This window comes from Pseudomonas sp. NFACC42-2 (assembly GCF_900116055.1).
In the GTDB taxonomy this organism is placed as follows: Bacteria; Pseudomonadota; Gammaproteobacteria; order Pseudomonadales; family Pseudomonadaceae; genus Aquipseudomonas; species Aquipseudomonas marginalis.
This window is the reverse complement of the sequence record NZ_FOZO01000010.1, coordinates 15774-36660: the sequence shown is the minus strand read 5'-3', so window position 1 is coordinate 36660 and position 20887 is coordinate 15774. Positions and strand designations below refer to the sequence as shown.

The 20887-nt window shown below is 62.4% G+C and carries 15 protein-coding genes; 6 read left to right on the top strand and 9 right to left on the bottom strand.

The annotated features are described in order from the left end of the window. Positions 1–2 precede the first annotated feature (2 nt). On the bottom strand, positions 3–998 hold the full coding sequence (gene cra, locus BM416_RS18615) for a catabolite repressor/activator (protein WP_092488995.1): 996 nt from the start codon (positions 996–998) through the stop codon (positions 3–5). Positions 999–1292: 294 nt separating this feature from the next. Here cra and ptsP point away from each other — a divergent pair, with 294 nt between their 5' ends. The 4 genes from ptsP to BM416_RS18595 are packed head-to-tail and all read left to right on the top strand — an operon-like array spanning position 1293 to position 8379. Next, entirely contained in the window at positions 1293–4151 is a 2859-nt protein-coding gene (ptsP, locus tag BM416_RS18610) for a phosphoenolpyruvate--protein phosphotransferase (protein ID WP_092488994.1), read from the top strand. Beyond that, positions 4152–5072 (top strand): 1-phosphofructokinase, encoded by a 921-nt coding sequence (gene pfkB, locus BM416_RS18605; RefSeq protein ID WP_092488993.1) that lies wholly within the window; start codon positions 4152–4154, stop codon positions 5070–5072. It abuts the gene before it with no gap. An 11-nt stretch (positions 5073–5083) separates the two neighbouring features. Beyond that, on the top strand, positions 5084–6793 hold the full coding sequence (locus BM416_RS18600) for a PTS fructose-like transporter subunit IIB (protein ID WP_092488992.1): 1710 nt from the start codon (positions 5084–5086) through the stop codon (positions 6791–6793). Between the two features lie 44 nt (positions 6794–6837). Next, positions 6838–8379: an alkaline phosphatase D family protein gene (locus BM416_RS18595; protein ID WP_092488991.1), complete on the top strand. Its 1542-nt coding sequence runs from the start codon at positions 6838–6840 to the stop codon at positions 8377–8379. Positions 8380–8435: 56 nt separating this feature from the next. Here BM416_RS18595 and BM416_RS18590 read toward each other — a convergent pair whose 3' ends face one another. Next, the gene (locus BM416_RS18590; protein WP_092488990.1) at positions 8436–10961 is read right to left on the bottom strand and encodes a PepSY domain-containing protein; all 2526 of its coding nucleotides are present in this window, start codon (positions 10959–10961) and stop codon (positions 8436–8438) included. A 132-nt stretch (positions 10962–11093) separates the two neighbouring features. Next, complete coding sequence (locus BM416_RS18585; protein WP_092488989.1) at positions 11094–13397, bottom strand: TonB-dependent receptor; 2304 nt, start codon at positions 13395–13397, stop codon at positions 11094–11096. A 206-nt stretch (positions 13398–13603) separates the two neighbouring features. Here BM416_RS18585 and BM416_RS18580 point away from each other — a divergent pair, with 206 nt between their 5' ends. Both BM416_RS18580 and BM416_RS18575 read left to right on the top strand, forming a co-directional pair. Beyond that, positions 13604–14284, top strand: a complete 681-nt coding sequence (locus BM416_RS18580) for a Fe2+-dependent dioxygenase (protein ID WP_092488988.1) — start codon at positions 13604–13606, stop codon at positions 14282–14284. Position 14285: 1 nt separating this feature from the next. Then, entirely contained in the window at positions 14286–15035 is a 750-nt protein-coding gene (locus tag BM416_RS18575) for a tetratricopeptide repeat protein (RefSeq protein ID WP_092488987.1), read from the top strand. 49 nt (positions 15036–15084) lie between these two features. On the opposite strand, the gene BM416_RS18570 is transcribed toward BM416_RS18575, so the two are convergent. The 6 genes from BM416_RS18570 to BM416_RS18545 all read right to left on the bottom strand — a co-directional run bounded on the left by BM416_RS18570 (position 15085) and on the right by BM416_RS18545 (position 20724). Next, positions 15085–16248 (bottom strand): type III PLP-dependent enzyme, encoded by a 1164-nt coding sequence (locus BM416_RS18570; RefSeq protein ID WP_014716890.1) that lies wholly within the window; start codon positions 16246–16248, stop codon positions 15085–15087. Positions 16249–16652: 404 nt separating this feature from the next. Then, entirely contained in the window at positions 16653–17006 is a 354-nt protein-coding gene (locus BM416_RS18565) for a hypothetical protein (RefSeq protein ID WP_092488986.1), read from the bottom strand. A gap of 231 nt (positions 17007–17237) precedes the next feature. Beyond that, positions 17238–18395: an osmoprotectant ABC transporter ATP-binding protein OsmV gene (locus BM416_RS18560; RefSeq protein ID WP_032886218.1), complete on the bottom strand. Its 1158-nt coding sequence runs from the start codon at positions 18393–18395 to the stop codon at positions 17238–17240. Continuing rightward, the gene (locus tag BM416_RS18555) at positions 18392–19045 is read right to left on the bottom strand and encodes an ABC transporter permease (protein ID WP_027604864.1); all 654 of its coding nucleotides are present in this window, start codon (positions 19043–19045) and stop codon (positions 18392–18394) included. The genes BM416_RS18560 and BM416_RS18555 overlap by 4 nt, the downstream gene beginning before the upstream one ends. A gap of 12 nt (positions 19046–19057) precedes the next feature. Next, a complete protein-coding gene (locus BM416_RS18550; protein WP_092488985.1) occupies positions 19058–19951 on the bottom strand; it encodes a glycine betaine ABC transporter substrate-binding protein in 894 nt (297 codons plus the stop codon). Positions 19952–19971: 20 nt separating this feature from the next. After that, a complete protein-coding gene (locus BM416_RS18545) occupies positions 19972–20724 on the bottom strand; it encodes an ABC transporter permease (RefSeq protein WP_262382155.1) in 753 nt (250 codons plus the stop codon). Between the last annotated feature and the right edge of the window lie 163 nt (positions 20725–20887).

Sequence of the window (20887 nt, the reverse complement as noted above, 5' to 3'; positions counted from 1 at the left end):
GCTCAGGCCTCGTGGATACGCTGCTTGAAGGTCCGGCCGATGGCGTGCACGCCCGGGTGGTACTGTTCTTCTTCAATGGCGGCCAGGGCCAGGCGCAGGGCGGTGTCGGCAATCAGCTGATGTTGCTGGGCCATGGCGTTGACCGGCAGCGGCAGGAAGTCCAGCAACTGGGTGTCACCAAACGTGCCCAGGCGCAGCGGGCGTGACTTGAGCGGGAAGTCATGCAGTGCGTCGAACACGCCTTGCAGCAGCACGTAGGACGTGGTCACCAAGGCGTCAGGCAAGTGCCCCAGTTGATGCAGAAGTTGCTCCATCAACTGTCGGCCACAGTCGCGGCTGAAGGCTTCGCCGTGTTCGACGATGACCTCGCCGGTGAAACCGTCAAGCGCTTCACGGAAACCGGCCGCACGCTCCTGGCTGATGCTCAGCTCGGGCCGCGCGCCAATCAGCACGATCTGCTTGGGCAACGGTTGCAGCAAGCTGCTGGTCAGTTGCTGGCAGGCCTGGCGGTCGTCGCTGACCACCGAGCAGAACTGGTCCGCCCCCATCACCCGGTCGATGGCAATCACCGGCAAACCCTTGGCTTGCAGCTCGCGGTAACTGTCATCGCTGGCCGGCAGGCAGCTGGCGACGAACAGCGCGTCGCAACGGCGGGCGCGGAACAGTTGCAGCAGTTGGCGCTCGCTGTCGGCTTCATCGTCTGAGCTGGCGATCAGCAACTGATAGCCGCGGGCCCGTGCACCTTGCTCCAGCAGCTTGGCGATGCGTGCGTAACTGGGGTTTTCAAGGTCCGGGAGGATGAACCCCAGGGTACGGGTATGCCGGCTGCGCAGCCCGGCGGCCTGGGGGTTGGGCGTAAAGCCATGGGCTTCGACCACGGCACGCACGCGCTCGACGGTCGCGCTGCTGATGCGTTGCTGTGCGGCTTTGCCATTGATGACATAGCTGGCGGTGGTCACGGACACACCGGCCAGACGTGCGATATCACTGAGTTTCAAACCGGGATTTCCTTGTTTTTTGGAGCTCGCCCCGACATTTTGTCCAATCGTAACCGATTCCTGCACACGACTAATGTCCCAGCTCAAGTGCCGAGTGGTCCTTCAAGGATGCGCAATTAACGCGTAACCTGCCATAAATTCTAGATTAAACGTTTCAGCCAGCGTATTTTTACGACGTTAGCCACTGAGTGCCTACTGCCAATTGACTGCTCAGTCAGCTAGTCCGGAACACCATTACACTGTTTTATTCAAAACAATACCTAGTGCGTCCATCGCACTAACTAGGAGAACGGCATGCTTGAGCTCACTGTAGAGCAGATATCCATGGGCCAGGTGGCTGTGGATAAGTCTGCTGCCTTGCACCTGCTCGCTGACAAACTGGTGGCCGATGGCCTGGTCGCCGAGGGATATCTCAGCGGCTTGCAAGCCCGTGAAGCCCAAGGCTCGACCTTTCTTGGCCAAGGTATTGCCATCCCCCATGGCACCCCCGAAACCCGCGACCAGGTGTTTTCCACCGGTGTGCGCCTGTTGCAGTTCCCCGAAGGCGTGGACTGGGGCGATGGGCAGATTGTGTACCTGGCCATTGGTATTGCCGCCAAATCCGACGAACACCTGCGCCTGCTGCAACTGCTCACCCGCGCCCTCGGTGAAACCGACCTGGGCCAGGCGCTGCGTCGCGCCGGCACGGCTGAAGCCTTGCTGAAACTGCTGCAGGGCGCACCCCAGGAGCTGGCGCTGGACGCGCAGATGATCAGCCTGGGCGTGTCTGCCGATGACTTCGAAGAGCTTGTCTGGAGAGGCGCACGCCTGCTGCGCCAGGCCGATTGCGTCAGCAATGGGTTTGCCGCTGTGTTGCAGCAGGTCGATGCGCTGCCCCTGGGCGATGGCCTGTGGTGGCTGCACAGCGAGCAGACGGTCAAGCGCCCGGGTCTGGCGTTTGTCACGCCCGATAAGCCCATGCGCTACCTCGGCCAGCCCCTAAACGGTCTGTTCTGCCTGGCCAGCCTGGGTGAAGCCCATCAGGCCTTGCTTGAACGCTTGTGCGCCTTGTTGATTGAAGGTCGTGGCCAGGAATTGGGCCGCGCCACCAGCAGTCGAGCGGTGCTCGAAGTGCTCGGCGGCGAGCTGCCACCTGACTGGCCCAGCGCCCGCATCACCCTGGCCAACGCCCACGGCCTGCATGCGCGGCCGGCAAAGATCCTCGCGCAGTTGGCAAAGAGTTTTGACGGCGACATCCGTGTGCGCATCGTCGATGGCCCGGTGGGCGCGGTCTCGGTAAAAAGCCTGAGCAAGCTGCTGAGCCTTGGCGCCCGGCGCGGCCAGGTGCTGGAGTTTGTTGCTGAACCGACGATTGCCGGCGATGCGTTGCCCGCGCTGCTGGCCGCCGTCGAAGAGGGACTGGGCGAAGAGGTCGAGCCACTGCCGACCGTGAGCGCACAGCCCGAAGCCCTTGATATTGCGCCAGTGATCAGCGCGCCACAGGCCGGCAGCCAGCTCCAGGCCATCGCCGCGGCGCCGGGCATTGCCATTGGTCCTGCACATATCCAGATTCAACAGGTGTTCGATTACCCCTTGCGCGGTGAGTCCTCGGCCATTGAGCGCCAGCGCCTGCAAGATGCCCTGGCCGATGTGCGCCGCGATATCCAGGGCCTCATCGAGCGCAGCCAGGCCAAAGCCATCCGTGAGATTTTCATCACCCACCAGGAAATGCTCGACGACCCGGAGCTAACCGACGAAGTCGACACCCGTCTCAAGCAAGGCGAAAGCGCCGAAGCCGCCTGGATGAGTGTGATCGAGGCCGCCGCCAAGCAACAGGAGTCGCTGCAGGACGCACTGCTCGCCGAGCGCGCCGCCGACCTGCGTGACATTGGTCGCCGGGTGCTGGCGCAACTGTGCGGCATCGAGACGGCCCAGGAGCCCACCGAACCCTACATTTTGGTGATGGACGAAGTCGGCCCTTCAGACGTCGCGCGCCTGGATCCGACGCGTGTCGCCGGCATCCTTACCGCCCGTGGCGGCGCAACGGCCCACAGTGCCATTGTCGCCCGCGCCCTTGGCATCCCCGCGTTGGTAGGCGCCGGCCCGGCGGTGTTGCTGCTGGCCTCAGGTACGTCGCTGCTGCTGGATGGCCAGCGCGGTCGCCTGCATGTAGACCCCGACGCAGCCACCCTGCAACGCGCCACCGTCGAGCGCGATACCCGTGAGCAACGCTTGCAGGCCGCCTCGGCCCAGCGCCACGAGCCGGCGCTGACCCGCGATGGTCACGCCGTGGAGGTGTTCGCCAATATCGGCGAAAGCGCCGGTGTGGCCAGCGCCGTGGAGCAGGGCGCCGAAGGCATTGGCCTGCTGCGCACCGAACTGATTTTCATGGCCCATCCGCAAGCCCCGGATGAAGCCACCCAGGAAGCCGAGTACCGCCGTGTGCTCGACGGCCTGGGGGGCCGCCCGCTGGTGGTGCGCACCCTCGATGTGGGCGGCGATAAACCGCTGCCGTATTGGCCGATTGCCGAGGAAGAAAACCCCTTCCTCGGCGTACGCGGTATTCGCCTGACCCTGCAACGCCCGCAGATCATGGAAGCGCAATTACGCGCACTGCTGCGCTCGGCGGATAACCGCCCGCTGCGCATCATGTTCCCCATGGTCGGCAGCGTGGATGAGTGGCGTGCCGCCCGCGACATGACCGAACGCCTGCGCCTGGAAATCCCGGTGGCTGACCTGCAACTGGGGATCATGATCGAAGTGCCGTCCGCCGCGCTGTTGGCGCCGGTGCTGGCCAAGGAAGTGGACTTCTTCAGTGTTGGCACCAACGACCTGACCCAGTACACCCTCGCCATCGACCGTGGCCACCCGACCTTGTCGGCCCAGGCCGATGGCCTGCACCCGGCGGTGCTGCAACTGATCGACATCACCGTGCGTGCGGCCCATGCCCATGGCAAATGGGTCGGGGTGTGCGGCGAACTGGCGGCGGACCCGCTGGCGGTGCCGGTGCTGGTCGGCCTGGGTGTGGATGAGTTGAGCGTGTCGGCCCGCAGCATTCCCGAAGTGAAGGCGCGGGTGCGTGAATTCAGTCTGAGCGAGGCCCAGGGCCTGGCGCAAAAAGCACTGGCGGTGGGTTCGCCCGCCGAAGTGCGTGCCCTTGTGGAGGCCGTGTAGATGGCAAGGATTCTGACCCTGACGCTGAACCCGGCGTTGGACCTGACGGTACGCCTGGCGCGCCTGGAACCGGGTGAAGTCAACCGCAGCGAAACCCTGCTCACCCATGCCGCCGGCAAGGGCGTGAATGTGGCGCAAGTCTTGGCCGACCTGGGCCATCAAGTGACCGTGGGCGGTTTTCTCGGCGAGGACAATCCCCAAGCCTTCGAGGCGCTGATTGCACAACGTGGTTTTGCCGACGCGTTTATCCGCGTGCCCGGCGAAACCCGCAGCAATATCAAGATTGCCGAGCAGGACGGCCGGGTCACCGACATCAATGCGCCGGGGCCGTTGGTCAGTGAGCAGGCGCAGCAAGCGTTGCTCGACCAATTGACGCGCATTGCGCCGGGCCATGATGCGGTGGTCGTCGCCGGCAGCTTGCCGTGTGGCGTCAGCCCGCAGTGGTTGCAGGGGCTGTTGGAACACCTGAAGCGTCTGGGCTTGAAAGTCGCCCTGGACACCAGCGGCGAGGCGCTGCGTGCCGGTCTCAAGGCGGCCCCGTGGTTGATCAAACCCAATACCGAAGAGCTCGCCGAGGCCCTGGGCGATGCCACCAACGTCATCAGCCAACTGCATCAGCAGGGCGTTGAACATGTGGTCGTCTCCGACGGCGCCGCGGGCGTGAGCTGGTACAGCCGGGCTGCGACCCTGCATGCCACGCCGCCCAAGGTGACAGTGGCCAGTACGGTAGGCGCCGGCGACTCGCTGCTGGCCGGGATGCTTCACGGTTTGCTTGAGTCTGAAGCGCCTGAACAAACCCTGCGTCGCGCCACGGCAATTGCCGCCATGGCGGTGACACAGATCGGTTTCGGCATCCGCGACGCCGCGCAGCTGGCGCGTCTTGAAAGCGGCGTCGCTGTACGCCCGCTGACAGAACAATAAGAGGGTTTGTCATGAAGTTAGCCATTGTTACCGCCTGCCCCAACGGCATGGTCACCAGTGTGCTGTGCGCCCGCTTGTTGGACGCTGCCGCGCAACGCCAGGGCTGGAGCACCAGCGTCGAGGTGGTGGACGTACAGCGCCCGGAGCGCCAGTTGTCCCAGGCCACCATCGACGACGCCGAATGGGTGTTGCTGGTCAGCAGCACGGCGGTGGATATGCAGCGGTTTGTCGGCAAGCGGGTGTTCCAGAGCACACCGGCCCAGGCGCTGGCGGATGTCGAGGCGGTGTTGCGCCGGGGCGCGCAGGAGGCCGAGGTCTACATTGCGACGGCACAGGCAGCTCAAAATGCGCCGCGTATCGTGGCCGTCACGGCCTGCCCCACCGGTGTGGCCCATACCTTCATGGCCGCCGAAGCCTTGCAGCAGACGGCCAAACGCCTGGGCTATGACTTGCAGGTCGAGACCCAAGGCTCGGTCGGTGCGCGTACGCCGTTGAGCCCCGAGGCCATCGCCGACGCCGATGTGGTACTGCTGGCGGCCGACATCGAAGTGGCCACCGAGCGTTTCGCCGGCAAGAAGATCTACCGTTGCGGCACCGGTATTGCGCTCAAGCAATCCGAGGCGACCCTCAACAAGGCCCTGGCCGAAGGCGCGGTGGAAAGTGCCGCCAGCGGTGCCGTGGCCAAGAAAGAAAAAACCGGCGTCTACAAACACCTGCTGACCGGTGTGTCGTTCATGTTGCCGATGGTGGTGGCGGGCGGTTTGCTGATCGCCTTGTCGTTCGTGTTCGGCATTCATGCGTTTGAACAGGAAGGCACCCTGGCCGCTGCGCTGAAAACCGTCGGCGATCGTGCCTTTATGCTGATGGTGCCGCTGCTGGCGGGTTATATCGCTTACTCGATTGCCGACCGTCCGGGCATTGCTCCCGGCATGATCGGTGGTCTGTTGGCGGGTACGTTGGGGGCAGGGTTTATCGGCGGGATATTCGCCGGTTTTCTCGCCGGTTATTGCGTCAAGCTGATCACCCGTGCGGTGAAGTTGCCGCAGAGCCTGGAAGCACTCAAGCCGATCCTGATCATCCCGTTGCTGGCAAGCCTGTTCACGGGCCTGGCGATGATCTACCTGGTGGGGCCGCCGGTGGCGCGCATGCTCACAGGCCTGACCGATTTTCTCGCGACCATGGGCACCACCAATGCGGTGCTGCTGGGCATCTTGTTGGGCGGCATGATGTGTGTCGATCTGGGCGGGCCGATCAACAAGGCGGCGTATGCGTTTTCCGTCGGCTTGCTGGCGGCACAGAGCGGCGCACCGATGGCCGCGACCATGGCCGCCGGCATGGTGCCGCCAATCGGCATGGGCATCGCCACGTTCCTGGCGCGACGCAAGTTCGCCCAGACCGAACGCGAGGCCGGCAAGGCCGCGATGATCCTGGGCATGTGCTTTATCTCCGAAGGCGCGATCCCGTTTGCCGCCAAGGACCCGCTGCGCGTGATCCCGGCCAGCATCGCCGGTGGCGCGTTGACCGGGGCGCTGTCGATGTACTTCGGCTGCAAACTGGCAGCGCCCCACGGCGGCCTGTTTGTGCTGGTGATCCCGAATGCGATGAACCACGCGCTGCTGTACCTGCTGGCAATCGTTGCCGGCAGCCTGCTGACCGGTTTGGTGTATGCGCTGATCAAGCGTCCGGAAGCGGTGGAGCTGGCTGTCGCACCGGTGTCATAAGCGCATGCTTTAGTGGCCCTTTTGATACTCAAGAGGGCACCTGCATGAGCCACTTCGATCTCGGCCGTCGCCGTGTGATGCAAGCCGTCGGCGCCGGCCTGTTGCTGCCGGGCCTGGCCCCGGCGGTGATCGCGTCGGTCAAGGACCGGCCGCAACTCACCGACGGCGTGCAGTCCGGCGACCTGCTCGGTGATCGCGCGATGATCTGGAGCCGCAGCGACCGCCCGGCGCGCATGGTGGTGGAGTGGGACACCCGCAGCGTATTCAGCAACCCGCGCAAATTCGTCTCGCCCCTGGCCGACAGCCGCACCGATTTTACCGCCCGCGTCGAACTCACCGGGCTGCCCGCCGACCAGGCGATTTTCTACCGCGTGCACTTTGAAGACGCCCAGACCGGCGTCGCCAGCGAGCCGTGGTTCGGCCACCTGCGCAGCGTGCCGCAACAACGCCGCGACATCCGGTTTGTGTGGAGCGGCGACACCGTCGGCCAAGGCTTTGGCATCAACCCTGACATCGGCGGTATGCGCATCTACGAAGCCATGCGCCTGCGCCTGCCGGACTTCTTTATCCACAGCGGCGACACCATCTACGCCGACGGCCCGGTGCCCGCGCAATTGCCTACCGAGGGCGGGCGCATCTGGCGCAATATCACCACCGAAGCCAAGAGCAAGGTCGCCGAAACCCTCGACGAATATCGCGGCAACTACCGCTACAACCTGCTGGACGAAAACGTGCGCCGCTTCAATGCCGAGGTGCCGCAGATCTGGCAGTGGGATGACCATGAAGTGGTGAATAACTGGTCGCCCGGCAAGCAACTCGACGAGCGCTACCAGACCAAGGACATCAACACCTTGGTGGGCCACGCACGCCAGGCCTGGCTGGAGTATTCACCCATGCGCCGGCAAAGCGCAGACGGCGGCGGGCGGATTTATCGCAAGCTCAGTTATGGCCCGTTGCTGGATGTATTCGTGCTCGACATGCGCAGCTATCGCGGCCCCAACGATGACAACCTGGGTGGTGAAAAACCCTTCCTCGGCCGCGAGCAGTTGGACTGGCTCAAGCGCGAACTCAAGGCCTCCCAGGCCCAATGGAAGGTGATCGCCGCCGACATGCCCATCGGCCTCGGCGTGCCCGACGGCGAAGTCAGCCCCGGCGTGCCGCGCTGGGAAGCCATCGCCAACAATGACCCTGGCCCGGCGCAGGGCCGCGAGCTGGAAATCGCCGAATTACTCGGCTTTCTGCGCGCGCAGAAAGTGCGCAACCATGTGTGGCTGACGGCGGATGTGCATTACTGCGCGGCCCATCACTACCACCCGGATCGGGCGGCGTTCCAGGATTTCGAGCCGTTCTGGGAGTTTGTCGCCGGGCCTCTGAATGCGGGCAGCTTCGGCCCCAATCCACTGGATAAAACCTTTGGCCCTGAGGTGGTGTTCGAGAAGGCCCCGCCTGCGCAGAACACCTCGCCGTTTGCCGGGTTTCAGTTTTTTGGCGAAGTGCAGATTGATGGACAGACAGCGGAGTTGACCGTGATTTTACGCGACCTGGATGGGGTCTCGGTATTCGAACAGAAGCTGCAACCGGCCTGACCTGAAATGCAATCTAAATGTGGGAGGGGACAAGCCCCCTCCCACATTGGATCACATCAGTAGACATCCCGGCGGTAGCGCCCCTGTTCGATCAAGCGCTCCACCACCTCACTCCCGAGGATGTCGACCAGTGCCTGGTCCACGCCCGTCGCCATCCCCTGCAAGCTGCCGCACACATAAATCGCCGCGCCGTCCGCGAGCCATTTACGCAGGACATCGGCGGATTCACGCAGGCGATCCTGCACGTAGATTTTCTCCTCCTGATCCCGGGAAAACGCCAGGTCCAGCAGGGCCAGGTCACCACTGGCCAGCCAGCCTTGCAGCTCGTCCCGGCACAGGTAGTCGTGGGCGAGGGTGCGTTCGCCGAACAGTAGCCAGTTGCGCTGCTGGCCATCGGCAATGCGCGCCTTGAGCAAGCTGCGCAAACCGGCCAGGCCGGTGCCGTTACCCAGCAGGATCAATGGCACCGGCGCCTCCGGCAGGTGGAAGCCACTGTTGCGGCGCAGGCGCAGGCTGATTGCCGAGCCAATGGCCGCATGTTCGGTGAGCCAGCCCGAGCCCACACCCAGGCTGCCATCGGGGTGGCGTTCCTGGCGCACGATCAATTCCAGCACGCCGTCGCTGGCGATCGAGGCGATGGAGTATTCGCGCATGCCCAGGGGCGCGAGCGCGTTCACCAGCGCTTGAGCGTGCAGGCCGACCAGGTGCGCCCGGTTGTCCGGCAGTTGGCGGGTCGCAAGGGCCTGGTTGAGGGTGTGTGGCAGGCCGTCGATCAGCACGCCGTCAGTGCCGATCAGCCCCAGGCCTTCGAGGAAGTGCTCGATGGCCCACGGGCAATTGCGCGGCAGGATTTCCACCAGGTCGCCGGCCAGCCAGTTTTGTTTCGATGGCGATGTGAGGCCCAGCAGGAAGACGTCCGAGCTGGCGCTGCCGGGGTTGAGCAGGGTGCGCTGGCTCAGCGTCCAGTTTTCATACTGGGCGGTCGGCCAGGCGGCGACGGGTGCCTGGCCCGTCAGCTGTCCAAGCTGTTGTTGCCAGTGCAGCAGGGCGGCGCTGTCGCCGCTGTCCACTTCCACCGGGGCGAACAGTGGGTTGCCACCCTGGTGGGTCAGCCAGAAATGCAGGCGCCGGGCAAAGCCGCAGAAGTGTTGGTACTGGCGATCACCCAGGGCCAGTACCGAGTAGTTCAGGCCTTTGAGTGACAGATCCTGGCCGAGCACGCTGCGCTCGAACCCTCGGGCACTGTCGGGGGCTTCGCCGTCGCCGAAGGTGCTGACGACGAACAGCGCGTTTTCCGACTGGCGCAAGTCGTCCTGGCTGACACTGCCCAGAGGCTGCACCTTCACCGGCAGGCCGGCTGCCTGCAATTGTCCGGCGGTCTGCCAGGCCAGTTGCTCGGCAAACCCGCTCTGGCTGGCAAAGCCGATCAGCCAGGCCGGGGCATCACTGTGGTTGGCATTGAGGCCTTTGCGTGCGTCGCGTACCTGGCGTTTTTTGCGCCGACGGTCCAGGTACAGCAGCCAGCCGGTGATGAAGAACAGCGGCATGAGCAGCGAGCTGACGGTGAGGATAATGCGCCCCGCCAGGCCGAAATAACTGCCGGTGTGCAGCGCATAGATACTGGTGAGTAACTGCGACTTGAAGGTTTTGCCGGCGTACGGGTCATGGGATTTGACCTCGCCGGTAGCCGGGTCCAGGTTGATCTGGTTCAGTGCGCGGTCGTGGGGGGAGTCTTTGAGCAGGTAATAGACGATGGCGGGTTGCCCGGCGACGGCTGGCATGCGGATGTTATAGGCACTCAAGCCTGGGCCGGCGTTGCTGTAGATGCTGCTCCAGATCGCGTCGTAGTTGGCCACCGGTGCCGGGCCTTCGGGCGGTGGGCCGCGCTTGCGCATCCGTTCATTCTGCGGTGCGTCGGACAGCAGTTTGGTCAGGCCCTGGCTGTACCAGTCGTAGGACCAGGACAGGCCGGTCAGCGCCGCCAACAGGTAGGCCAGCAGGCACCAGGTGCCGAACACCGAATGCAAATCCCAGTTGAAGCTGCGGCCCTTTTTGCGCCAGTCCAGCGTCAGCCAGGCACGCCAGTTGGCAACCTGGCGCGGCCAGCGCAGGTACAGGCCGGACAGGCAGAAGAACACCAGGATCAGCGTGCAGGCGCCGGTGATCTGCCGGCCGGTTTCGCCCATGGCCAGGAAGCGGTGCAGTTGCAGGATAAAGCCGAGTACATCCTGGCCGACCGCGTCGCCCATGTAGTCGCCGGTGTAGGGGTCGAAATAGCGCATCTGGCCACGGCGCTCGCCCGGCGGTGGGGTGAAGAACACGCGGGCGGCGTTGCCGCTTTCGCTTTCCACCCACAGCATGGACACGGCCTTGCCTTCGGTGGCTTCCAGCTTGCGCACCAGCTCGGCGGGCGGCAGCACGCCGGCTTCGCGTTTCTCCACGCTCAACACGCTCGGGTTGAGCGCCCGCAGGATCTCATCCTGAAACGAGACCGCAGCCCCGGTGATCCCCATCAAGGCCAGCACCAGCCCGGCAGTAATGCCGAAGAACCAGTGCAACTGGAACAGGGTTTTCTTCAACACGTCGGACCGCCTCGTCTATCTGAATATGTAGGGCACGGCGCGCATTATGCCGTGGGTTGTCGAGAAACATTCTGTTTGACACGCAAAAGCCCCACGCATCCGATGCGTGGGGCTTTGTGGGCTGCTGACCGTTTAGAAGTGGAAGCTTGTGGACAGCAGCGCCGTGCGGCCCGCCGCCTGGTTGGCGAAGTGCGAGGCGTAGGCTTTGTCGTAGTAGGTCTTGTCTGTCAGGTTCTGCACGTTCAATTGCAGGTCGACGTGTTTGCTCAGCTTATAGCTGGCCATGGCGTCGTAGCGGGTGTAGGAGGGCACATACACGGTGTTGGCCGCATCGCCGTAAACCTGATCGACGTAGAACGCGCCACCGCCGATGGTCAGCTTCGGGGTCAGGTCATAGGTGGTCCACAGGCTGAACGAGTTCTCCGGCGTGTTGGGCATTTGGTTGCCTTTGTTGGAACCGGCCTGGACGACGCCCTGGCGGTTGCCGTTTTTGCCTGGGTCAACCAGTTCGGCTTTCAGGTAGCTGTAGCCGGCGAAGACTTGCCACTGTTCGGTGATCTTGCCGCTGGCGGACAGTTCCAGGCCATCGACCCGCGACTCGCCTGCCGTTTCGTAGGTGTTGGAGTCCACCAGGATGCGGGTGTTTTTCTTCTCTGTGCGGAACACTGCGGCAGACAGGGACAGGCGGTTGTGGAACAGGTCCCACTTGGTGCCCAGCTCGTAGTTGACGGTTTCTTCGGGCTTGAGGTCGCTGGTGTTGATGCCGGTAGGAATCGCATTGCTGTCGACTCCTTCGCCCACCAGTCCACCTGCCGGTGATGCCGAGGTCGCGTAGGAGGTGTAGATGCTGCCGTTCTCCAAAGGCTTCCAGACCAGGCCGGCCTGCCAGTTGAAGAACTGGCTGTCGTCCTTGACCTTGCTGCGCGCCCTGACCGTCGAGGTCGGTACGGCGTTGGTGTTGGCTTCGGTGTCGAAGGTGTCGTAGCGCAGGCCGACGTTCAGCAGCCATTTCGGATCGAGTTCGATGGTGTCGAACACATAGGCGGCACGGCTGGTGGCCTTGGTGTTGGTGCCGTTGTAATTGCGCGCGATGTTGCCGGTCCAGGCGTCGTCCGGATTCGGGTTGCTCAGCGAGGTGCACTGTCCACCCCGGCCGCCGCTGGCCACGGTGCACGTCGGGTTGCTGTTCGGTGTGACGGTGTAACCGCTGACGCGGGTTTCTTCGCCGGTGAATTCCAGGCCGGTGGAGTAGCTGTGCTTGAAGCCAAGCGCCTGGAAGTTGCCGAACAGATCTGTCTGGTTGGTGGTGGTCGTGGTGGTGGAGACGCGAGTGTTCGCGCGACGCCACACCGTGCCGAAACGGTTGACGTTGCGTTGGCTATCGTCCGGCTGCGTGAGCACGTAGTCCTGACCGGTGCTGCCATGGCGCAGGGTGTTTTTCAGCGTCATGTCGTCGTTCAGGTCGTGCTCGATGGAGAACGTGCTGATGTCCGCGCGGGTCTTGCGGAAGTCGCGGTCCTTGAGACCGTAGAAGTTATTGCTGTCGCCGCCGTCGGTGGGTTTGTCGTGCGCATGAGTGGTGGCGGTCGAAGAGCTGTAGCCATACGGAATGCCCGAATCCGGCAGGTCATTGCTTTCCATATGGTAGTAGCTGAGGTTGACGCGGGTCGGCGTGCCCAGGCCGAAGGTCAGCGATGGGGCCACGCCCCAGCGGTCGTAATTGACCGCGTCACGGCCAGCCACGTTCTGTTCGTGGCTCATCAGGTTCAGGCGGAACGCGGCGCTGTCGTCGAGGAACTGACGGTTCACATCGAGTACATAGCGGCGGGTCTGGTCGGAACCGTAAGTGAAGCCGCCGTTGGTGAAGTCCCGGGCTTGCGGGGTCTTGCTCACCAGGTTGAGGCTGCCACCGGCCGAGCCACGACCGCCGAAGGAGGAGTTCGGGCCTTTGCTGACTTCGATGGACTCGATGTCGAAAATCTCACGGCTCTGGCCGCCGGTGTCGCGCACGCCGTCCAGGTAGGTGTCGCCCTGGGCGTCGAAACCACGGATGAATGGACGGTCGCCCTGCGGGTTGCCGCCTTCGCCGGCGCCGAAGGTAATCCCCGGCACGGTGCGCAGGGCATCCTGCAGCGAGGTGGCGGCGGTGTCCTTGAGGACTTGTTGTGGCACCACGGTCACCGAGCGCGGCGTGTCCACCAACGGCGCGGTGTATTTTTGCGACGAGGCTTTTTCGACCTGGTACGCGGTGTTGTCCTGTTCTTCGCCGGTGATGCTGGTGGCGCCGAGGGCGATGCTGTTGCGCTGGCCTTTTTGTTCAGTGTCTTCGGCCGCCTGCGCCAGATGGGCGACAGAGCTGGCGCTCAGCGCAACGCCGATGGCCGAAGCCAGCATGCGGGGTGAGCCAACAGGTGTTTTTGTGGTGGTGCGCGACATGACGTGTCCTTTCCCCAAGGAGGTGAGGCCGCGGAATATAGGGCGAACAAGACTTTCTATCAATTGCGATACATTACTATTCGCACTGAATTTACATTCTTTACACTTTTGCCTTACGGTTTTTACGTTCTCGTTCGTCTCCGGCGTTTTACAGAGCGGATAAGAATCAATACCATTGGCGCCTCTTTGCCTACAGGTATTGCCCCATGCTGCTGCACATTCCCGGCCTGTTCTCTCGCGAGGAAGTGCAGCGCATCCGCCACGCCCTGGAAACCGCAGATTGGGCCGATGGCAAAATCACCGCCGGGCACCAGTCCGCCAAAGCCAAGCACAACCTGCAGTTGCCCGAAGGCCACCCGCTGGCCAAGGAGATCGGCGCGGCAATGCTCGAACGGTTGTGGAAAAATCCTCTGTTTATGTCAGCGGCGTTACCGCACAAGGTCTTCCCGCCGCTGCTCAATTGCTACACGGCCGGCGGCAGCTTCGATTTCCATATCGACAATGCCGTGCGCCAGGCCAGGGGCAGCCATGAGCGGGTGCGTACGGACCTGTCGTCCACGCTGTTCTTCAGCGATCCGAATGACTATGACGGCGGCGAACTGGAGATCCAGGACACTTTCGGCCTGCAGCGCGTGAAGTTGCCGGCCGGCGATATGGTGCTGTACCCAGGCTCCAGCCTGCACAAAGTCAATGCCGTGACCCGAGGTGCGCGCTATGCCGCGTTTTTCTGGACCCAAAGCCTGGTGCGTGAAGACAGCCAGCGTACGCTGCTGTTCGAGATGGACGGCGCCATCCAGCAACTGAGCCGTGATGTCCCCGACCACCCTGGGTTGATCCAGCTCACCGGCACCTATCACAACCTGTTGCGTCGCTGGGTCGAGGTCTGACATGGGCTTTTTATTGCGCCGCGAAGAAGTGCTCAACGTTGAGCAATTGCAGGGCATGCTCGACGGCTCGCCTGTGCATGCGGCCCAGGCGATTCTGATCGCGGCCAAGGAGGGCGTGGTGGATGCCCAGGCCTTGCTCGGGCAAATCCTGCTGGAAGGCCGCGGTATTGCGCGCGACGAAGCGCTGGCGCTGCGGTGGTTCCAGATTGCGGCGCAGGGCGGGCATTTAATGGCGCGCAATATGGCCGGGCGTTGCCTTGAGCATGGCTGGGGGTGTGTCATCGACGAAGCGGCGGCTGCGCGGGAATACCGCTTGGCGGCAGACGCGGGATTGGATTGGGGCCAGTACAACTATGCCAATCTGCTGGCGACGGGCCGGGGTGTTGCCGAGAACCCGCAGCACGCGCTGTCCTTGTATCGGCAAGCCGCAGAGCAGGGGCATGCCAAGTCGATGAACCTGCTGGGGCGCTACCTGGAAGACGCTCAGTTTTGCCCGAGGGACCTGGAGGCGGCTGTGGAGTGGTATCGACGCTCAGCCGAGGCCGGGGATTTTCGCGGGCAGTTCAGTTACGCGGCGGTTTTGGCCGACAGGGGCCAGGTCGAGGCGGCGCTGGAGTGGTTGCGCAAGGCGCTGGCGGGCGGAAATCTGAAGTTCCTGCGAACAGCCCACAAGGCCTTGGCGGCGGCGAGTGATCCGCGGGTTCGAGCGCTGGCCGAGGCCTTCCGCCAACGGGCCGTGAGCCTTGCCTGAGGCAAAAAAAAACCCATGACATGTCATGGGTTTCTTGTGTGCGGCCGTCTTACACGTAGAACGACTTCAACGGCGGAAAGCCATTGAACTCAACTGCGCTGTAGCTGGTGGTGTAGGCACCGGTCGACAACCAGTACAAACGATCACCAATCGCCAGGTTCAGCGGCAGGCCGTACTTGTAGTTTTCGTACATGATGTCGGCGCTGTCGCAGGTCGGGCCGGCGATGACCACTTCTTCCATCTCGCCTTTCTTCTCGGTCCAGATCGGGAACTTGATGGCTTCGTCCATGGTTTCGATCAGGCCGGAGAACTTGCCCACATCCGTGTACACCCAGCGCTCGACGGCGGTACGGGATTTACGGGCAACCAATACCACTTCACTGACCAGGATGCCGGCGTTGGCAATCAACGAGCGGCCCGGCTCGAGGATGATTTCCGGCAGGTCATCGCCGAAGTCTTCCTTGAGGAAGCGGATGATTTCTTCGGCGTAGGTTTCCAGGCTGTTGGTGCGGGTGATGTAGTTGGCCGGGAAGCCGCCGCCCATGTTGATCAGCTTGAGGTGGATGCCGTCTTCTTCCTTCAGGCGCTCGAAGATCACCTTGACCTTGGCGATTGCCGCGTCCCACACGCTGATGTCGCGTTGCTGCGAGCCAACGTGGAACGAAATGCCGTAGGGCACCAGGCCCAGGTCACGGGCCAGGATCAGCAGGTCCATGGCCATGTCGGTCTGGCAGCCGAATTTGCGCGACAGAGGCCAGTCAGCCGTGGTCGAGCCTTCGGTGAGGATACGTACATACACTTTCGAACCCGGCGCGGCCTTGGCGATGTTGCGCAGGTCGGCTTCGGAGTCGGTGGAGAACAGGCGCACGCCCTTCTCGTAGAAGTAGCGGATGTCCTTGGATTTCTTGATGGTGTTGCCGTAGCTGATACGGTCGGCGCTGACGCCGCGGTCCATGACCTTGTCCAGCTCGTAGATCGAGGCGATGTCGAAGCTCGAGCCCTTGTCTTTCAACAGGTCGATGATCTCCACGGCCGGGTTGGCCTTGACCGCGTAATACACCTTGGCGAATTCGAAACCGGCGCGCAGGTCATCGTAGGCCTGGCTGATCATCGCGGTGTCGATCACCACGAACGGGGTTTCCTGTTTGTCGGCGAACGCCTTCATTTTGTCAAAAGTGGCGCGCGCGAAATAATCTTCGACGTTGATCGACATGCTGGGAACTCCTAAGGGCAAACTAAAATTAGCAATGGGTGCAAATGAACGTCCTCCGTATCCCCACTTTGGTTCGCCTACTTCCCAAGGCATGTCGCCGAAAGCAAAAAGGCCATGGGATCAACTGCGTCCCTTGGCCTTGCTGTCTCGTCGTCAGTACTTGAGCCGGATGGATCGTTTCCAGCATGGACGTTCGGCGCGAACTTTAGGGCGTGAGGGGCTTGAGATCAACTAAAAATGTCGCGTTTTTGCACGCGTTCGTCGCGCGATGGCGTGCAGCTACTTATGTAACCGACAGGTGTGACGGATTGATGTTCCCCAAAAGGGGAAATTTGAAGGGGATTCAGCGCTTTCGTGGCGAAGGAGCAAGTGCCTTTGCCACGAAGGCTATCAGCGTGGGCCAGTCAGCCAGCGAACGGAATCAGCGTGAAGCTATGGGTCTTCTTAATGTCCGGGTATTGCTGTGTGGAAACGGTAAATACAACAGTCGTAGTGTTCTGTACATTTTTCACCGTCAGCTTAGCGTTCAATGGCCCCGGACCTGAAGCGAAGCTGGCCCCGGATGTGCTTGTACTCCAAGTTGTGGTGACGTTTGGAATCGCGGTGCCGCGTTCGTCCACGAGCTGGGCAGCGATCATCAATGTGAAGTCGTTGCCTTGTTTGACACGCTGTGGATCAGCGATTCCACCGATGATCATTGCCGCTGGGGCCCGGGGTTCTTCCCCAGAAATTGGAGTGGCCGATTCTTTCGTACTCATAGGGAGCCTCGTAGGTTCAAGACGTTAGGTGCAAGAGCGTTTCGATGTGTCGAGGCGCATTGGAACCTATTCCTGAATCCTTGGAACCTGTGAGTTCTGACAGTCTTTAAGGCTTAGTTAGAATAATATTTGCGCGGCTTATTGCGTCCTGACTCGGCTCATGCACTGCCGGGTTTGTGGAAAACTCGAACAGTGATGGGCCGTTTCAACGTGAATGGGTCTAACTGTGCGTCAGCTCAAGGCTGTCTCAGCCGGCGAAACGATACTGGTCTTGCCCCCACGGGACTTACCGGAACTCAGGTACTCGGCAATCGACTCCTGGGTCACCTCACCCAGGAACACCCTCTCCGCATCCATTACCGGCAGCCACGAGCGGTTGAACTCGTACATACGCGACAACAGGATGCGCAAATGCTCGTCATACGCCGCCGTGGCGTTGAACTCGCGCAGGTACTGGCCGCAGGTACCGGTCTGACGGTGCAGGTCGCGACGGCGTACATAGCCGAGCGCCTTGTTCTCGGCGCACGTGACTACCACATAGCGGCGGTCAGTTTCGTCCATCAGCTCCAGGGCATCGGCCACCGGGGTTTCCGGGCTCACCGACGGGGCGTTGTCGGCCGCATCTTCAGCCTTCACCAGCAACAGGCGCTTGAGGGTGCTGTCCTGGCCCACGAAGTTGCTGACGAACTCATCGGCCGGATGGGCCAGCAGGGTGTCCGGATGGTCGATCTGCAGCAGCTTGCCGGCGCGGAAGATGGCGATCTTGTCACCCAGCTTGATGGCTTCGTCGATGTCGTGGCTGACCATGATCACGGTCTTGTTCAGCGCCCGTTGCATCTCGAAGAACTCGTTCTGGATCATCTCGCGGTTGATCGGGTCGACCGCGCCGAACGGCTCATCCATCAGCAGCAATGGGGCATCGGCCGCCAGTGCACGAATCACGCCGATGCGCTGTTGCTGGCCGCCCGACAGTTCACGCGGGTAGCGATGCAGGTACTGCTTGGGTTCCAGCTTGATCATGCTCATCAACTCGCGGGCGCGGTCGTGGCATTTCTGCTTGTCCCAGCCCAGCAGCTTGGGCACGACCACGATGTTTTCCTCGATGGTCATGTTCGGGAACAGGCCGATCTGCTGGATCACGTAGCCGATGTTGCGGCGCAGGGTCACTTCGTCGAGGTCGGTGGTGTCTTCGCCGTTGATCAGGATCTTGCCCGAGGTGGGCTTGATCAGGCGGTTGATCATTTTCAGCGTGGTGCTCTTGCCGCAGCCCGAAGGGCCGAGGAACACGCAAATCTCGCCTTCGTTGACGGTCAGGCTTACGTCGTTCACGGCCGAAACAGTTTTGCCGTTGCTTTGAAAAGTCTTGGTCAGGTTTTGAAGTTCGATCATTTGAGCAGTCCTTTTGGAGTCAGCGAGCGTTGCAGCCATTGCAGAAGCAGGTCGGCGAAGATGGCCAGGAGACTGACCAGCACGGCGCCGACGATCAGCATCGACATGTCGCTGCGGCTGATGGAAGCCAGAATAAGTACACCCAGGCCACCGGCGCCGATGGTGGCGGCGATGGTCATGACGCCAATGTTCATCACCACGGCGGTACGCACGCCGGCGAGGATCACCGGCACGGCGATGGGCAGTTCGACCATGCGCAGGCGCTGGCCGAAGGTCATGCCGATGCCTTTGGCGGCTTCGCGAATGCCCGGTTCGACGCCGGTGAGGGCCAGGTAGGTGTTACGCATGATCGGCAGCAGGGAGTAGAGGAACACGGCGGTGATCGCCGGCATCGGCCCCAGGCCCTGGCCGAATTTGGAGTAGAACGGCAGCAGCAGGCCGAACAGGGCGATGGACGGTACGGTCAGCAGCACCGTGGCGCTGGCTTGCAACGGGCCGGCGAGGGTTGGGAAGCGGGTCATCAGCACGCCGAGGGGCACGCCGACGACAATCGCCAGGATCACCGCGATACCGACCAGGGTGATGTGCTGCCAGGTCAGGTGCAGGACCTGGGCCCAATCAAGATGGGAAAAGGCGTTCAGGAATTCCATGTCTTCTCCTTCTTAGTTGATCGGATGTTGGCGCAGGAAATCGGCGGCAACAGCGGATGGGCTTTCATGGTCGACGTCGACCCGCGCGTTCAACTCACGCATGGTCTTGTCGTCGAACAGCGCGGCCAGTGGCGCAAGGTCTGCGGCCAGCTGCGGGTGTGCGTCGAGGTAAACCTGGCGTACCACGGGGGCTGCGGTGTAGTCCGGGAAGTAGTGCTTGTCGTCTTCCAGCAGCTTCAACTTGAACGCGTTCAGGCGACCGTCGGTGGTGTAGACCAGGCCGGCAAACACCTGGCCGTTACGCAGCGCGGTGTAGACCAGGCCGGCGTCCATCTGCCGGGTGTTTTTGCGCGTCAGGTTCATGTCATACAGCTTGACCATGCCGGCCAGGCCGTCGGAGCGGTTGGCGAACTCGGTGTCCAGGGCCACCAGGCGGTGTTCCTTGGTGTCTTTCGCCATGGCGTTGGTGAGGTCGCTGATGCTGTTGATCTCTGGATGCTCCTCGGCCACTTTCTCGGGCAGTGCCAGAGCGTAGGTGTTGCTGAATCGCGACGGCGACAGCCAGACCAGGCCTTTTTTCGCGTCGAGCTCTTTCACTCGGGCGTAGGACTGTTCGCTGTCGAGCTTCTCATCGACATGGTTGTAGGCCACCAGCGACACGCCGGTGTATTCCCAGATCAGGTCCAGTTGCCCGCTTTCCTGGGCACTGCGCGCCAGGTTGCTGCCCAGGCCGCCGGTCACGCGGGTGTCGTAACCCTTGGTGCGCAGGTACTGGGAAGTGATTTCGGCCAGCAGGGTTTGTTCGGTAAACACCCGGGCGCCGATGCGGATCACGGGTTTTTCAGCGGCTTGCGCAAAACCTGCAAACAGCAGGACGCAGCTCAATATCAAGGTCAGTTTTTTCATGTGAATTCCTTTGCCAAGCCTTAAGACGGACGCAACCCGCGTTCCAGCCAGAGGCGGCTGGCCATGGTCACCAGACCGTCGAGCAGCAATGCCAGCAGCGCGGTGCATGCGGCACCGAGCAGCAGTTGCGGCTGATTGTTCAGGGCGATGCCGGGGAAAATCAGGCTGCCCAGGCTATTGGCACCGATCAGGAACGCCAGCGGCGCGGTACCGACGTTGATCGCCAGGGCCACGCGCACACCGCCGATGATGATCGGCACGGCGTTCGGCAATTCGACGCGAAACAGCACCTGGCGCGGGGTCATGCCGATGCCGGTGGCGGCTTCTTTCAGCGAGCCTTGAACGTTTTTGAGGCCTTCGTAGGTGTTGCGCACGATGGGCAACAAGGAGGCGAGGAACAGTGCGAAGATGGCCGGGCCGCTGCCGATGCCGAGGACGCCGAGGGCGATGGCCAGTACGGCCAGGGGTGGGACGGTGTTGCCGATGTTGAAGATCTGCATGAAGCGTTCTGCGCGCCCGACCATGTTCGGTCGGCTGAGCAGGATACCGGCGGGGATGCCCACAACGAGGGCGGCCAGCATGGAGACTAGAACCAGGATCAAATGAGCTTGCAGGTAAAACAACAAATCGTCGCGGTACAGTTCGATCGTGTTGATGCCGATCCAGTGGACCAGCAGGGCCAGGAGAGCGACGACAACCACTCCTCCTATCAGCCCTTTGCCATAGCGAATAGCCACAGGCGGACTCCTTTTTTCTTTTGTCGGCGACCACATTTCCGAGCGGCAATGCCATTCCTGGCTGCCTCTGAATGTGGTCGCGAAAAGCAGCTCGCCAATACCGGCAACGCGGTATCAAATCGAGCCATGAGCGCAGCCTCGTCAGGCTAACTTGCTGATTTTTCAGCCCCTGTTACGAGTGCGGTAGCAGGGGAGTGGA

What these genes read in the sequence shown, in the direction of transcription:
- BM416_RS18565 (WP_092488986.1), bottom strand. Translation starts at nt 17,006, where the DNA reads ATGAGTACGAAAGAATCGGCCACTCCAATTTCTGGGGAAGAACCCCGG.
- BM416_RS18600 (WP_092488992.1), top strand. Translation starts at nt 5,084, where the DNA reads ATGAAGTTAGCCATTGTTACCGCCTGCCCCAACGGCATGGTCACCAGT.
- BM416_RS18595 (WP_092488991.1), top strand. Translation starts at nt 6,838, where the DNA reads ATGAGCCACTTCGATCTCGGCCGTCGCCGTGTGATGCAAGCCGTCGGC.
- BM416_RS18585 (WP_092488989.1), bottom strand. Translation starts at nt 13,397, where the DNA reads ATGTCGCGCACCACCACAAAAACACCTGTTGGCTCACCCCGCATGCTG.
- ptsP (WP_092488994.1), top strand. Translation starts at nt 1,293, where the DNA reads ATGCTTGAGCTCACTGTAGAGCAGATATCCATGGGCCAGGTGGCTGTG.
- BM416_RS18545 (WP_262382155.1), bottom strand. Translation starts at nt 20,724, where the DNA reads ATGTGGTCGCCGACAAAAGAAAAAAGGAGTCCGCCTGTGGCTATTCGC.
- BM416_RS18575 (WP_092488987.1), top strand. Translation starts at nt 14,286, where the DNA reads ATGGGCTTTTTATTGCGCCGCGAAGAAGTGCTCAACGTTGAGCAATTG.
- BM416_RS18555 (WP_027604864.1), bottom strand. Translation starts at nt 19,045, where the DNA reads ATGGAATTCCTGAACGCCTTTTCCCATCTTGATTGGGCCCAGGTCCTG.
- BM416_RS18580 (WP_092488988.1), top strand. Translation starts at nt 13,604, where the DNA reads ATGCTGCTGCACATTCCCGGCCTGTTCTCTCGCGAGGAAGTGCAGCGC.
- pfkB (WP_092488993.1), top strand. Translation starts at nt 4,152, where the DNA reads ATGGCAAGGATTCTGACCCTGACGCTGAACCCGGCGTTGGACCTGACG.
- BM416_RS18550 (WP_092488985.1), bottom strand. Translation starts at nt 19,951, where the DNA reads ATGAAAAAACTGACCTTGATATTGAGCTGCGTCCTGCTGTTTGCAGGT.
- BM416_RS18560 (WP_032886218.1), bottom strand. Translation starts at nt 18,395, where the DNA reads ATGATCGAACTTCAAAACCTGACCAAGACTTTTCAAAGCAACGGCAAA.
- BM416_RS18570 (WP_014716890.1), bottom strand. Translation starts at nt 16,248, where the DNA reads ATGTCGATCAACGTCGAAGATTATTTCGCGCGCGCCACTTTTGACAAA.